General features: G+C 68.7%; 6 protein-coding genes, 1 tRNA gene and 1 rRNA gene. 1 reads left to right on the top strand and 7 read right to left on the bottom strand.

The window, feature by feature from the left end:
- Positions 1-27: 27 nt before the first annotated feature.
- From AB0L37_RS15450 to AB0L37_RS15465, 4 genes are all read right to left on the bottom strand, one after another.
- Entirely contained in the window at positions 28-876 is an 849-nt protein-coding gene (locus AB0L37_RS15450) for a helix-turn-helix domain-containing protein (protein ID WP_365504638.1), read from the bottom strand.
- A gap of 225 nt (positions 877-1101) precedes the next feature.
- Positions 1102-3849: a DNA translocase FtsK gene (locus AB0L37_RS15455; RefSeq protein WP_365504640.1), complete on the bottom strand. Its 2748-nt coding sequence runs from the start codon at positions 3847-3849 to the stop codon at positions 1102-1104.
- Between the two features lie 115 nt (positions 3850-3964).
- Positions 3965-4645 carry a response regulator gene (locus tag AB0L37_RS15460; RefSeq protein ID WP_365504642.1) on the bottom strand — a complete coding sequence of 227 codons (681 nt, stop codon included), beginning with the start codon at positions 4643-4645 and terminating at the stop codon, positions 3965-3967.
- A 274-nt stretch (positions 4646-4919) separates the two neighbouring features.
- Entirely contained in the window at positions 4920-10418 is a 5499-nt protein-coding gene (locus AB0L37_RS15465) for a HAMP domain-containing protein (RefSeq protein WP_365504644.1), read from the bottom strand.
- Positions 10419-10787: 369 nt separating this feature from the next.
- Between AB0L37_RS15465 and AB0L37_RS15470 the strand changes: the two genes are divergently transcribed.
- Positions 10788-13409, top strand: coding sequence for a SpoIIE family protein phosphatase (locus AB0L37_RS15470; protein ID WP_365504646.1), 2622 nt, complete (start codon positions 10788-10790; stop codon positions 13407-13409).
- Positions 13410-13474: 65 nt separating this feature from the next.
- On the opposite strand, the gene AB0L37_RS15475 is transcribed toward AB0L37_RS15470, so the two are convergent.
- From AB0L37_RS15475 to rrf, 3 genes are all read right to left on the bottom strand, one after another.
- Positions 13475-13547 (bottom strand) — tRNA-Thr (locus AB0L37_RS15475).
- A gap of 73 nt (positions 13548-13620) precedes the next feature.
- Complete coding sequence (locus AB0L37_RS15480; RefSeq protein ID WP_365504677.1) at positions 13621-14283, bottom strand: DegT/DnrJ/EryC1/StrS family aminotransferase; 663 nt, start codon at positions 14281-14283, stop codon at positions 13621-13623.
- 119 nt (positions 14284-14402) lie between these two features.
- Positions 14403-14497 (bottom strand): 5S ribosomal RNA (gene rrf, locus AB0L37_RS15485); the annotation flags it as partial.

Genomic DNA, 14497 nt, shown 5'->3' on the forward strand with positions numbered 1-14497 from the left:
TTACCCCAAGATCACTGGAGCCGTCCGTCAGCCGACTTCGGGGTCGCCCTTGGTGTAGGTCAGGCGCTCGACCTGCCCCGGCTGGAACTCGTCCTCGATCTCCTTGCCGTTCACGAACAGCTGGATGGCACCGGCGTCACCGAGAACGAGATCGACCTTCTGGCTGTCCTGGAAGGTCTTCGACTGGCCCTTTTCGAGCAGCCCGTCGTACAGGATCCGCCCGTTGTGGTCCTTCGCGGAGATCCAGCTGCGCCCGTCCGGCGCGCTGATCTTGACCGTGACCTTGTCCCGGGGGGCAGCCGCGATCGCGCTGTCCGACGGGTCCGGCTTCGGGTCCGCGGGCTTCTTGGTGGGGCTGGGCTTGGGGTTCGCCGGCTTGCTGGTCGCGGGCGTGGAGCCCTCGGCGGCCTGCTGCTTGTCACCGCCGTCGTCCCCGCCGTTGACCGCCGTGTAGCCCACGAAGGCGATGACGGCGACGATCGCGGCGACCATGGCGGCCGTCCAGTTCGGGCGGCGCGGCTCGGACCGGATGCGCTCGGCCTCGAACAGCGGCGTGGCCGGCGTCGGCGCGGGCCGGCTGCCGTGCTCCGCGCCGTACTGCTCGAGCAGCGGTTCGGGATCGACCCCGACGGCGCGCGCGAGGGTGCGGATGTGGCCGCGGGCGTACACGTCGCCGCCGCAGCGCGAGAAGTCGTCCTGCTCGATGGCGTGCACGATCGGGATGCGCACCCGCGTCGACTGGCTGATCTCGTCGACGGTCAGGCCCGCGTCGATCCGTGCCTGCTGAAGGGCACGGCCGACCGACGGCCGGTCGTCCATGGGCGGGATCCGGTCTTCCGAAGGGCGGTCGTCTTCAGGGGAGTTGCCGATGGACACGGGGGCGCCTTTCGAGCGTGTAGCCACCTGCTGGAGGTTCAGTCTAGGGGGGGTACGAAAGGGTGGGGCAACCGGGCGGTCGGACTTTGTACGCCATCGGAGCCATCAGTACCGCCCGACATCCTGATGGTGGGACATGGAGCTGTCCCCTCCTCAACTTGACGTACTCGAAAGGGAAACGGTTGCCTCCGCCGCCCTTACGAGTGATATCGAAAGAGAAACGTTCTAGGACTGAGCCTCCCCGCGGATCACCGCGAGCACTCCATCGAGTTCGTCCGCCTTCACGAGCACGTCACGCGCCTTCGAGCCCTCGCTGGGCCCCACGATGTTCCGCGACTCCATGAGGTCCATCAGCCGCCCGGCCTTGGCGAAGCCCACGCGGAGCTTGCGCTGGAGCATCGAGGTGGAGCCGAACTGGGTCGACACGACCAGTTCGGCCGCCGCGCACAGCAGCTCCAGGTCGTCGCCGATGTCCTCGTCGATCTCCTTCTTCTGCTTGGTGCCCACGGTGACGTCGTCCCGGAAGACAGGCGCCATCTGGTCCTTGCAGTGCTGCACGATGGCGTGGATCTCGTCCTCCGTGACGAAGGCGCCCTGCATACGGGTCGGCTTGTTCGCCCCCATGGGCAGGAAGAGCCCGTCGCCCTTACCGATGAGCTTCTCGGCTCCGGGCTGGTCGAGGATGACGCGGCTGTCGGCGAGCGAGGAGGTCGCGAAGGCGAGGCGCGAGGGCACGTTCGCCTTGATCAGACCGGTGACGACGTCGACGGACGGCCGCTGTGTGGCGAGCACCAGGTGAATACCGGCCGCGCGCGCGAGCTGCGTGATGCGCACGATCGAATCCTCCACGTCCCGCGGCGCGACCATCATCAGGTCGGCGAGCTCGTCGACGATCACCAGCAGATACGGGTACGGCTTGAGCTCGCGCTCACTGCCCTCGGGCGTCTTGAGCTTGCCGTCCTTGACCGCCTGATTGAAGTCGTCGATGTGCCGGTAACCGAAGGCCGCGAGGTCGTCGTAGCGCAGATCCATCTCGCGGACGACCCACTGGAGCGCCTCGGCGGCCCGCTTGGGGTTGGTGATGATCGGCGTGATGAGGTGCGGGATCCCCTCGTACGCGGTGAGCTCCACGCGCTTGGGGTCGACGAGGACCATCCGTACGTCCTCGGGGGTCGCCCGCACCATGATCGAGGTGATCAGACAGTTGATGCAGGACGACTTACCGGAACCCGTCGCACCGGCGACAAGGATGTGCGGCATCTTCGCCATGTTCGCCATCACGTAGCCGCCCTCGACGTCCTTGCCGAGCGCGACCAGCATCGGGTGGTCGTCCTCGGCCGCGTCCGCGAGGCGCAGCACGTCACCGACGTTGACCATCTCGCGGTCGGTGTTCGGGATCTCGATGCCGACCGCGGACTTGCCGGGGATCGGGCTGATGATCCGGACGTCCGGGGAGGCGACGGCATACGCGATGTTCTTGGCGAGGGCCGTGATCTTCTCGACCTTCACGGCGGGCCCGAGCTCGACCTCGTAACGCGTGACCGTCGGACCACGGGTGAAGCCGGTGACGGCCGCGTCGACCTTGAACTCGGTGAAGACGGTCGACAGCGACTCCACGACGGCGTCGTTGGCCGCGCTGCGCGACTTGCCGGGCCCGCCGCGCGTGAGCAGGTCGAGCGAGGGCAACGCGTACGTGATGTCGCCGGCGAGCTGAAGCTGCTCGGCGCGCGGCGGCAGATCGCGGTGCCCGTCGGGCGCGGACTTGGTCAGGTCGGGCACGGCGAGCTTGGAGGGGGTGGGCTCCGGCTCCGCGGGGACCGGCCCGGCCTTCTTGGCGCGGGCCGTCGGCACGGGCGCCGTGCGCTCCGGAGCGGGCGCCTCTCCCGTACGCTCCCCGCGCTCGACACCGACGCCCTGGGTCAGGTCGGCGACGAGCGGCGACGGCGGCATGCCGTGCAGCACCGCACCGTCCAGCGCGGCGGCAGCGGCGGCGGCCACGTCGACGGCGTCCATCGGGCGCTCCATGGCGGGCTGCACCGACGTGCGCCGAGGCCTGCGCCGCTTGGAGAGCGCGTCTTCCTCTATGCGGTCGGGGTCGTACGCCTCCGGGGCGCTGGAGCGCCGCCTCGCGCGCGCGGGCGCGGCCTCGCGCCACTCCTCGTCGTACTCCCCCTCGCCCGCCCGGGCCGCCTCGACGGCCCCGTCGTCGTGCACGACGCCGAGCCGCACGCCGAGCAGGCGCAGCCGCTGCGGGATCGCGTTGACGGGCGTCGCGGTGACGACCAGGAGGCCGAAGACGGTGAGCAGCACCAGCAGCGGGACGGCAAGCACCTCGGTCATCGTGAAGGTCAGCGGCGTCGCCGCGGCCCAGCCGATGAGCCCGCCCGCGTCCCTTATGGCCTGCATGCCGTCGTCCCGCGCGGGCGAACCGCACGCGATGTGCACCTGGCCGAGCACGCCGACGACGAGCGCCGACAGGCCGATGACGATCCGCCCGTTGGCCTCGGGCTTCTCGGGGTGCCGGATGAGCCGTACCGCGATGCCACCGAGCAGCAGGGGCACCAGCAGGTCGAGCCGGCCGAACGCGCCGGTGACGAGCATCTCGACGAGATCGCCGACAGGACCGCGCAGATTCGACCAGGTGCCGGCGGCGCAGATCAGCGCGACGCCGAGCAGCAGCAAAGCGAGACCGTCCTTGCGGTGCGCGGGGTCGAGCCCCTTCGCGCCGCGCCCTATGCCGCGGAACATGGCTCCTACGCTGTGCGCGACGCCGAGCCACAGGGCGCGCACGAGTTTGTACAGGCCGCCTGTGGGATTGGGCGCCGGCTTCGGTGCGGGCTTCTTCGCCGCCGCCTTCTTGGCAGGAGCCTTTTTGGCGGCTGCCTTCTTGGCGGGGGCCTTCTTCGCCGGAGCCTTGGTCGGCGCGGCCGCCTTCTTCGCGGGCGTCTTCTTGGCTGCGGGACGTGAGGCCATAGGTGCGAGGTTACCGGGGGAGACGACTGTGGACACGTGCGCCCGGCGCATCACCCGTAAGTGTCGCGAACTGATGGGCCGTGAACTGACGGGACTTCAAAGCCCGGTCAGCGCCTCAGTTCTGCGAGGGCAGGGTGGGTGAGCCGCTGCCGGTCCCGGGTTCCAGAGCGTCAAGAGCTCTGCGCAGCCCGGTGAGTTTGCGCTCCAGGTGGGCCGCGGTGGCCACCGCGGCCGCGTCCGCCGACTCGTCGTCGAGCTGCTTGGACAGCGCCTCGGCCTGCTCCTCGACGGCGGCGAGGCGGGCCGAGAGCTCGGCGAGCAGCCCCGCGGGCTCCTTCGTGTCGCCCACGGCCTTGCCGCCGCCCTCCAGCTGGAGGCGCAGCAGGGCCGCCTGCTCACGGAGTTGGCAGTTCTTCATGTACAGCTCGACGAAGACCGAGACCTTCGCGCGCAGCACCCACGGGTCGAACGGCTTGGAGATGTAGTCGACCGCTCCCGCCGCGTAACCGCGGAAGGTGTGGTGCGGGCCGTGATTGATCGCGGTGAGGAAGATGATCGGGATGTCCCGTGTCCGCTCCCGGCGCTTGATGTGCGCAGCGGTTTCGAAACCGTCCATTCCCGGCATCTGAACGTCCAGCAGAATGACCGCGAAATCGTCCGTGAGCAGCGCCTTGAGCGCTTCCTCCCCGGACGATGCCCGAACCAGCGTCTGATCGAGCGCGGAGAGGATGGCCTCCAGCGCCAGCAGATTCTCCGGCCGATCATCGACCAGGAGGATCTTGGCCTTCTGCACCATGGCCCGCCCTCCTCGCCCCGGCATGGGGCCGCCCCTGTCCGCAGGACTCGGGGAGGCTCCGTTCGCCGCCCCGGGGGTCGACTCCCTTGCGTCGCCCGTCCTTGTGCCGGTCATGGTAGCCGCACCCCGCCTGTCGCCACACCCTGTCACCGCGATGTCACTGTGCACGTAGCAGAAACGTAGCGGGAGACCAGAAGGTTCCCCGAATACCGCGGTTCTACACGGCTTCGGCCACACTCAGTCAGCAACTCCGCGTGAATATTCCGGTTTCCGGTCACTCACCGCGCATCCACTGCTCCATCACAGAGAGCAGATGGTCGGGATCGACCGGCTTCGTGACGTAGTCGGACGCACCGGACTCGATCGCCTTCTCCCGGTCGCCCTTCATCGCCTTCGCGGTGAGGGCGATGATCGGCAGACCGGCGAACTGCGGCATCCGCCGGATCGCCGTCGTCGTCGCGTAGCCGTCCATCTCCGGCATCATGATGTCCATCAGCACGACCGTCACATCGTCGTGCTGCTCAAGGACTTCGATGCCCTCGCGGCCGTTCTCCGCATACAGGACCGACAGACCGTGCTGCTCCAGGACGCTGGTGAGCGCGAAGACGTTACGGATGTCGTCGTCGACGATGAGGACCTTCTCGCCGCCGAACTGGAACTGGCGGCGCGGCGTCGGCGCACTCTGCTCCGCCGCTCCTTCCCACTGCTCCTCCGCGCGCTCCTGAGCGGGCGCCGGCTGGCCCGGCAGCCCGGTCCTCGGCTCGGCCGACGGAAGGTGCCTGCGCCGGCGCCTGAAGAGCGCGGCCGCACCGTTCTGCGTCTCCTGGTACGACTTCACCTCCGCCGGCGTCTCCACGTCCACGCGCTCCGGCGCCGCGTCGAGCGCGAGCGGCTGACCCGGCTCGATGGTCGGGGCGAGCTGCGCGTAGCCCTGCGGCGGCAGCTCGCTCGGGTGCAGCGGCAGGTAGAGCGTGAACGTCGAGCCACGCCCGGGCTCGCTCTGGGCGTGGATCTCGCCGCCCAACAGGCGGGCGATCTCCCGGCTGATGGACAGACCGAGGCCGGTGCCGCCGTACTTGCGGCTGGTCGTACCGTCCGCCTGCTTGAACGCCTCGAAGATGACCCGCATCTTGCTGGCCGCGATCCCGATGCCGGTGTCGGTCACCGAGAAGGCGATCAGATCGGCGTCCGCCTCCCGCAACGACCCTGCTTCCAGGAGCTGTTCACGGATCGCGTTCGGTACGTCGTTCCCCGCGGGCCTGATGACGAGTTCGACCGCGCCCGAGTCGGTGAACTTCACCGCGTTGGAGAGCAGGTTGCGCAGCACCTGAAGGAGGCGCTGTTCGTCGGTGTGCAACGTAGTGGGCAGTTCCGGCGACACCCTGACGGAGAAGTCGAGCTGCTTCTCCGCGGTCAGCGGCCTGAACGTCGCCTCTACGTAGTCGACGAGCTGCACCAGGGCGATGCGCGTCGGCGACACGTCCATCTTGCCCGCCTCGACCTTGGACAGGTCCAGGATGTCGTTGATCAGCTGGAGCAGGTCGGAGCCCGCTCCGTGGATCGTCTCGGCGAACTCGACCTGCTTGGGGGTGAGGTTCGCGTCGGCGTTGTCGGCGAGCAGCTTGGCGAGGATCAGCAACGAGTTGAGCGGCGTACGCAGCTCGTGCGACATGTTGGCGAGGAACTCGCTCTTGTAGCGCATCGATACGGCGAGCTGCTCGGCGCGCTCCTCCAGGACCTGCCGCGCCTCTTCGATCTCGGTGTTCTTCACCTCGATGTCGCGGTTCTGCTGAGCCAGCAGCTCGGCCTTCTCCTCCAGCTCGGCGTTGGACGCCTGGAGGGCCTTCTGCCGGTTCTCCAACTCGGCGGAGCGCTCACGGAGTTGCTCGGTCAGCTCCTGCGACTGCTTGAGCAGGACCTCGGTCTTCGTGTTGACGGAGATCGTGTTGACGCTCGTCGCGATCATCTCCGCGATCTGCCCCAGGAAGTCCTTCTGGATCTGTGTGAAGGGCGTGAAGGACGCCAGCTCGATCACGCCGAGCACCGTGCCCTCGAAGAGCACGGGGATCACGATGACCTGCGCGGGCGGCGCCTCCCCGAGGCCCGAGGCGATCTTCAGGTACCCACTGGGCGCGTTGTCGACAAGGATCGTGCGCTTCTCCTGGGCGGCGGTCCCGATGAGCGTCTCGCCGGGCCTGAAGGACGTCGGCATCGAGCCCATGGAGTAGCCGTAGCTGCCGAGCATGCGCAGTTCGTATGCGTCCTCGGGCGCCAACCCGGCGTCCGCCGCGTCGTCCAGCGGCATCGCCAGGAAGAACGCGCCGTGCTGCGCCGAGACCACCGGCGTCAGTTCGCTCATGATCAGGGAGGCCACGTCGTCGAGGTCGCGGCGGCCCTGCATCAGGCCCGAGATGCGGGCCAGGTTGCCCTTGAGCCAGTCCTGCTCCTCGTTGGCGATGGTGGTGTCGCGCAGGTTGGAGATCATCTTGTTGATGTTGTCCTGAAGGACCTGGATCTCGCCCGCGGCGTCGACATCGATCTTCAGGTTGAGGTCGCCGCGGGTCACCGCGGTGGCCACGGCCGCGATGGCACGCACCTGACGGGTCAGGTTCCCGGCCATCTCGTTCACGGACTCCGTCAGGTCGCGCCACGTGCCGTCGACGTCGCGCACCCGCGCCTGGCCGCCCAGCTGGCCTTCCGTGCCCACCTCGCGGGCCACCCTGGTGACCTGCTCGGCGAACGACGACAGCTGGTCGACCATCGTGTTGATCGTCGTCTTCAGTTCGAGGATCTCGCCGCGCGCGTCGATGTCGATCTTCTTGGTCAGGTCGCCCTTGGCGATGGCCGTCGTGACCATCGCGATGTTGCGGACCTGGCCGGTGAGGTTCGAGGCCATGCCGTTCACGGACTCGGTGAGGTCCTTCCACGTACCGGACACGCCGGGGACGCGGGCCTGGCCGCCGAGGATGCCGTCGGTGCCCACCTCGCGGGCCACCTTGGTGACCTGGTCGGCGAACGAACTCAGCGTCCGCACCATGGTGTTGAACGTGTCGGCGAGCTGCGCGACCTCGCCGCGCGCCTCGATCGTGACGGTACGGGTCAGGTCGCCGTTGGCCACGGCGGACGCCACCTGGGAGATGTTGCGCACCTGACTGGTCAGGTTGTTGGCCATCAGGTTGACGTTGTCGCTGAGTTCCTTCCAGATGCCGGTGACACCGGGAACCCTTGCCTGGCCGCCCAATTGGCCCTCGGTACCCACCTCACGGGCGACCCGGGTCACCTGCTCGGCGAAGCTCGACAGCTGGTCCACCATCGTGTTGACCGTGGTGACGAGTTCGAGGATCTCGCCCTTGGCGTCGACGGTGATCTTCTTGGAGAGGTCGCCGCGCGCTACAGCTGTAGTGACTTCGGCGATGTTGCGCACCTGAAGGGTGAGGTTGTTGGCCATCCCGTTCACGGACTGCGTCAGGTCCTTCCACGTACCCGACACACCCTGCACCTCGGCCTGACCGCCGAGGATGCCGTCCGTACCCACCTCGCGGGCCACTCGCGTCACCTGCTCGGCGAAGGCCGAGAGCTGGTCCACCATCGTGTTGAGGGTGTTCTTCAGCTCCAGGATCTCGCCGCGCGCGTCCACGTCGATCTTCTGCGACAGGTCACCCCGCGCCACCGCGGTCGCGACCTGCGCGATGTTGCGCACCTGCGCCGTGAGGTTGCCGGCCATGCCGTTCACGGAGTCCGTGAGGTCGCGCCACACACCGGCGACGCCGGGCACCTGCGCCTGCCCGCCCAGGCGGCCTTCGGTGCCCACCTCGCGGGCCACCCGGGTCACCTGGTCGGCGAAGGCCGACAGCTGATCGACCATCGTGTTGATGGTGTTCTTCAGCTCCAGGATCTCGCCGCGCGCGTCCACGTCGATCTTCTGCGACAGGTCACCGCGCGCTACAGCTGTGGTGACCTGAGCGATCTGACGCACCTGTGAAGTCAGGTTCCCCGCCATGAAGTTGACGGAGTCGGTGAGCTCCTTCCACGTACCGCTCACACCGTCCACACGGGCCTGACCGCCGAGGCGGCCCTCCGTGCCCACGTCGCGCGCCATACGGGTCACCTGGTCGGCGAAGCTCGACAGCTGGTCCACCATCGTGTTCACGGTGTTCTTCAGCTGGAGCATCTCGCCGGAGACGTCGACGGTGACCTTCTGCGACAGGTCACCGTTCGCCACCGCCGTCGTCACCTGCGCGATGTTGCGCACCTGACCGGTGAGGTTGCGGAAAGCCGTGTTCACAGAGTCGGTGAGGTCCTTCCAGGTGCCGGCGGCCCCCACCACCAGCGCCTGGCCGCCCAGCTCACCTTCGACCCCGATCTCCCGCGCCACACGCGTGACTTCGGAACCGAAGGCCGACAGCTGGTCCACCATCGTGTTGACGGTGTTCTTCAACTCCAGCATCTCACCGGCGACATCGACGGTGACCTTCTGCGACAGGTCACCGTTCGCCACCGCCGTGGTGACGGTCGCGATGTCCCGCACCTGAGTGGTGAGGTTGCGGAACACCGTGTTGACGGAGTCCGTCAGGTCCTTCCAGGTGCCGGCCGCGCCCGGCACATTGGCCTGCCCGCCCAGCTGCCCCTCGGCCCCGACCTCGTTGGCGACGCGCGTGACCTCGTCCGCGAACGTCCGCAGCGTCTCCGTCATCTGGTTGATGGTTTCCGCGAGCTGCGCGACCTCGCCGCGCGCCGACACCGTCACCTTCTGGGAGAGGTCGCCGCTCGCCACGGCCGTGGTGACCTGAGCGATCCCGCGCACCTGCGCCGTCAGATTGCCGGCCATGAGGTTCACCGAATCGGTGAGGTCCTTCCACACGCCGGCCACCCCGGGCACCTGCGCCTGCCCGCCGAGCTCACCCTCCGTGCCCACCTCACGGGCCACACGCGTGACCTCGGAGGAGAACGACGACAGCTGGTCCACCATCGTGTTCACGGTGTTCTTCAGCTCGAGCATCTCGCCCGCGACGTGAACCGTGACCTTCCGGGACAGATCGCCCTTCGCCACCGCGGTCGTGACGAGAGCAATGTCACGCACCTGAGCGGTGAGCCGGTACGCCATCGTATTGACGGAATCCGTGAGGTCTTTCCACGAACCGGACATTCCGCGTACGCGCGCCTGCCCGCCGAGCTTGCCCTCGGTGCCCACTTCGCTGGCCACGCGCGTGACCTCGTCGGCGAAGGTGGAGAGCTGGTCGACCAGGTTGTTGACGGTCCGCCCGACCTTCAGGAACTCGCCCCGCAGCGGATGCCCGGTCCCTTCCGGCACCTGCGCACGCAGCTCCATGCGCGGCGACAGATCGCCCTCGGCGACCGCGGTGAGCACCCGGCCGACCTCGGAGACCGGTCGTACGAGATCGTCGACGAGCGCGTTCGAGGCGTTGATGGCGGCGGCCCACGAGCCCTCGCAGGCGCCGGTCTCAAGGCGCTCGGTGAGCTTGCCCTCCCGGCCGACCATGCGCCGCACACGCGACAACTCGCCGGTCAGGTGCAGATTCCGGTCGGCCACCTCGTTGAACACGGCCGCGATCTCCGACATCACGCCGTCGCCGTTGACCGTGAGCCGTTTGCGGAAATTGCCGTCCCGCATCGCGACGAGTCCGGCGAGCAGCCTGTTCAGCGCCGCAGTGTCCACGTTTGTCGTGCCATTACGTGACTTGCGCTGTTTAGTCAGGGACTGTCCGCCTTCCGCGCGCGCCTTCTTGCTCCGCGTCGCTGCGCCAGACTCCACTGTGTCCCTCCCGCAGGGGTCGACCTGTACTGCTCGGGTTGCTCGGGTTCGCTTCTACCGTCGCATCGTCGATTCGATGCGTTTCTCTCCGGAAGCTTGCCCAGTGTTTCACCATGGCTGAACCAGGCCATAACAGTTCGGCAGCTTCGCACACCGTCCGCACACCCTCCGGGCGGAAACACAGACGACCGGCATCCGCATGGACGGCGAAGGTAAGTAACCTTGCATGCGGCTGTCCACCCACCCCGGTCCGCCCGGCCTGGGCGGTGGCGAGAAACGAGCGGGCATCGGAGGGGCGGCCGAGACATGGGTACGGGAGACCTGGGCCTCGACACTCGGACAACGAGTACAACTCGTACAGGGAGTTCTGTGATCACCGCGCGCGCGGCTGCCACCTTCGAACCGGTCGGACGATCCGTCGCGACCGCCCGCTCCTTCGTGCGCGACACCCTCCAGGGGTGGGGTCATGCCGACATCATCGACGACGCGGTGGTCCTGACCAGCGAACTCGTGACAAATGCCGTGGTTCACGCGGGCACATCCGCGGAGGTTCTGTGTCTGCGCGGTGACGACCACGTCCGTATCGAGGTCTCCGACCGCTATCCGGAGCGCGAGATCCCGATCCAGTCCTCCGCGATCAACATGGGCAGCCCCGACCGCGAGGGCGGCCGCGGCCTCCAGCTGTGCGCGGCGCTCGCCGGCCGCTGGGGCGTCGACTATTCGGCCACGCACAAGCTCGTCTGGTTCCAACTCGACCTGCCCGAGCGCTCGGTGGGCACCCGCGCCGCGGGCCCCGCGCTCCCCACGGACCTCCTGCCGCTCGCCGAGGACCACGTCCGCGTCGCGGTCGTCCAGATCGACAAGACCGGCGCGATCACGTCGTGGAACGAGGACGCTGAGCACCTCTTCGGTTACTCCGCCGAACTCGTCACCGGCAAGCCCCTCACCGACTTCGCGGCCTGGCCGCACACCCCCGGCACCAGCACGGGCATCGTCGACGCCCTCCGGCTCTCCCGCTGGGAGGGCAGCTACGGCATCCGTGGCGCGAACGGCCGGGTCTCCCCGGTCTACGCCTCCCACCTGCGCGTCCGCGACACCGACGGCGAGCCGTCCACCGTCTGTCTTCTCGTACGGGACCACGAGCGCGCCGTCCTCCAGACGCCGCTGCGCGGCCCGGCGCCCGACTCCGCGGGGCACTCGGACAGCCAGGGCGCGGACCCCTTCGAGGTCTTCATCGGCTCACCGGCCCCCGACGACCTCGACGGCCTCCTCCAGCGCACGGTCGAGCGCGCCCGCGACATGCTCGACGGCGACTCCGCGTTCCTGCTCCTGGCGACGGACGACGAGACGGAGCTCGAGGTCCGCGCCTCGACCGGCCTCCCCTCGGCCCGCCAGCGCTTCGCCCGCGTCCCCGTCGAGGTCGGCCCCGGCCGCTACGGCTCCGCGCGGATGCCCGCCGTCCACGAGGACCTGACCCAAGTCCCGGGCGCCGTACCGCTGTTGAACGGCACAGGCATGCGCTCCGTGGTGACGGTCCCCCTCAAGGTCGAGGGCCGCCTGACCGGCTCCCTCGGCGTCGCGGCCGAAGCCCCCGACCGCTACTCGAACGAAGAGGCCCTGCGCCTGCAGTTCGCGGCCGACCGCATCGCCCTCGCCGTCGAGTCGGCCCGCCTCGGCGAACTCGAAAAGCTCCGCCGCGGCTCCCTCAGCTTCCTCGTCGAGGCCTCCGACCTCCTGGCCGGCACCCTCGACCGGGACCAGACCCTGGCACTCATGGCCCAGATGACGGTCCCCACCCTGGCCACGTGGTGCGCGGTCTACACGATCGCCGACCAGGCCTCGGAGCCGTACCTCTCCTACGTCCTGCACGAGGACGAGGAGCGCATCGACGGCCTCAAGGCCCTCCTCTCCAAGATCGCTCCCCCGGATCCGGTGCCGACGCCGGGCGCCCGCGTCTGGCCGGCCCCCGCGGAGGCCGCGCACCAAGCAGCACTCCGTACGTCCATGCGCAGCCTGGGCCTCGGCGAACCGGCCAGTGTCAGCTCGGGCATCGGCACGACGCTCCAGACGGCGTCGGCCGTCGGCGGCGAGACCGTGGTCCTTCCCCTGGTGGCCCGCAACCGTGTCATCGGCATGCTCACGCTCGGCAAGCCCACGGACGAGCACTTCCGCCAGGAAATCCTGGAGCTGGCCGAGGACTTGAGCCGCCGAGCGGCCCTCGCCCTCGACAACGCGCGCCTCTACTCGGAGCGCATGGCGATCAGCCAGTCCCTCCAGCGCAGCCTCCTCCCCCCGGAGCTCCCGGACGTCCCCGGCGTCGAGGTCGAGGTCATCTACCGGGCGGCCGGCGAGGGCAACGAGGTGGGCGGCGACTTCTACGACCTCTTCCCGATCCGCGACGGCGCGTACGGCTTCGCCATCGGCGACGTCTGCGGCACGGGCCCGGAGGCGGCCGCCGTGACGGGCCTCGCCCGCCACGCCCTGCGCCTCCTCGCCCGCGAAGGCTTCGGTGGCCCGGCAGTCCTGGAACGACTCAACGCGGCGATCCTCGACGAAGGCGCCCGCAGCCGCTTCCTCACCCTGCTCTACGGGGAGTTGTGGCCGCAGGAGGACGGCTCGGCCATCCTGAAGATGGTCTGCGCGGGCCACCCGCTCCCCCTGCGCCTGCGCCAGGACGGCACGGTCGTCCCGTTCGCGGAGCCGCAGCCGCTCCTCGGCGTCATGGACGACCTGGAGCTGTACGAGCAGACGATGACACTCGACCCGGGCGACGTCCTGCTCTGTGTCACGGACGGCATCACCGAGCGCCGCGAGGGCAGCCGCATGCTCGGCGACGACGGCCTCGCCGAAGTCCTCTCCACCTGTACGGGCCTGACGGCCGGTGCGGTGGCCGCTCGCATCATGCGCGCGGTGGAGCGCTTCGCCGCTGACGCCCCGTCCGACGACATGGCGATCCTGACGATGCGCGTCCCTGGCCTGCACCACGACTGAGCCCGAGAGGGGCGGGGGCAACGAAAAAGGCCCCCGCCCGATCAGGGCGGAGGCCTCAATTCCCGAGCCCCCAAGCGGAATCGAACCGCTGACCTTCTCCTTACCATGGAGACGCTCTACCGACTGAGCTATAGGGGCCGGTCGCTTTCGGGGTTTCCCCCGCAGCAACGAGTTCAATAATACCTGAAGTTCAGGCCCTGCCGAACCGTCCTCAGAAGGCGGGTTGCAGCAATCCGCCCAGCGCATTGCAGGTCGTCACGAGCCGCTGCAATTGCCGCCGCGACATGTGGGCGTCCACCGGCAGAGCCAGCGTCTCGTCGGCGGCCCGCTCGGTCTCGGGCAGCACCACGTCGCGCCGGAACGCAGGCATTCTGTGCACCGGCGTCTTCACGGGCACGCTGCACTCAACTCCCTTGCCCCGCAACACGCGAGCAAAGGCGTCCCGGTCCGGCCGCCCGTTCCCGGGCACCCGCACCACGTACTGCTGATACGTGTGCCCGGCGTGCCCGGCCGGCGTCCGTACGCCATTGAGCCGCCCGCTCAAGTACGCGGCGTGAGCCCGCCTTTGAGCGATGTCGTCGTACGACTTCTCGGACTCGCCCTGCTCAAGCACCAGCAGCCCGTGCCGCTGCCCGAGCTCCCGCAGCCGTACGACATCGGCCGCGTGCCCGAAGCGGTGCACGGCGACGACAGCAGCGGTCCGCTCCGTCACGCAGGCGGCGACGTGGACGGGATCGATGCAGTACGTATCCGGGTCGATGTCCGCGAAGACGGGCGCGGCCCCGGCCCGTGTGACCGCCTCGGCCAACTCGGCGTGCCCGTAAGCCGGCACGATCACTTCATCTCCGGCGCCGACACCCGCGGCCTGCAGCATTGCAACTGTGCCCATGGCCTGGATGTTGGTGGCACAACGTGAACGAGAAGTGACGCACAACAAAAAAGAGCTGGTCCCTGAACCAAAAGGTTCAGGGACCAGCTCTTTATCTAAAGATAGTTCGGCGGCGTCCTACTCTCCCACAGGGTCCCCCCTGCAGTACCATCGGCGCTGTAAGGCTTAGCTTCCGGGTTCGGAATGTAACCGGGCGTTT

It is taken from the genome of Streptomyces sp. NPDC052225 (assembly GCF_040679615.1).
Taxonomy (GTDB): Bacteria; Actinomycetota; Actinomycetes; order Streptomycetales; family Streptomycetaceae; genus Streptomyces.

Excerpts from the sequence above, each read along its gene's own strand:
- AB0L37_RS15455 (WP_365504640.1), bottom strand. The coding sequence starts at position 3,849 with ATGGCCTCACGTCCCGCAGCCAAGAAGACGCCCGCGAAGAAGGCGGCC.
- AB0L37_RS15460 (WP_365504642.1), bottom strand. The coding sequence starts at position 4,645 with ATGGTGCAGAAGGCCAAGATCCTCCTGGTCGATGATCGGCCGGAGAAT.
- AB0L37_RS15480 (WP_365504677.1), bottom strand. The coding sequence starts at position 14,283 with ATGCTGCAGGCCGCGGGTGTCGGCGCCGGAGATGAAGTGATCGTGCCG.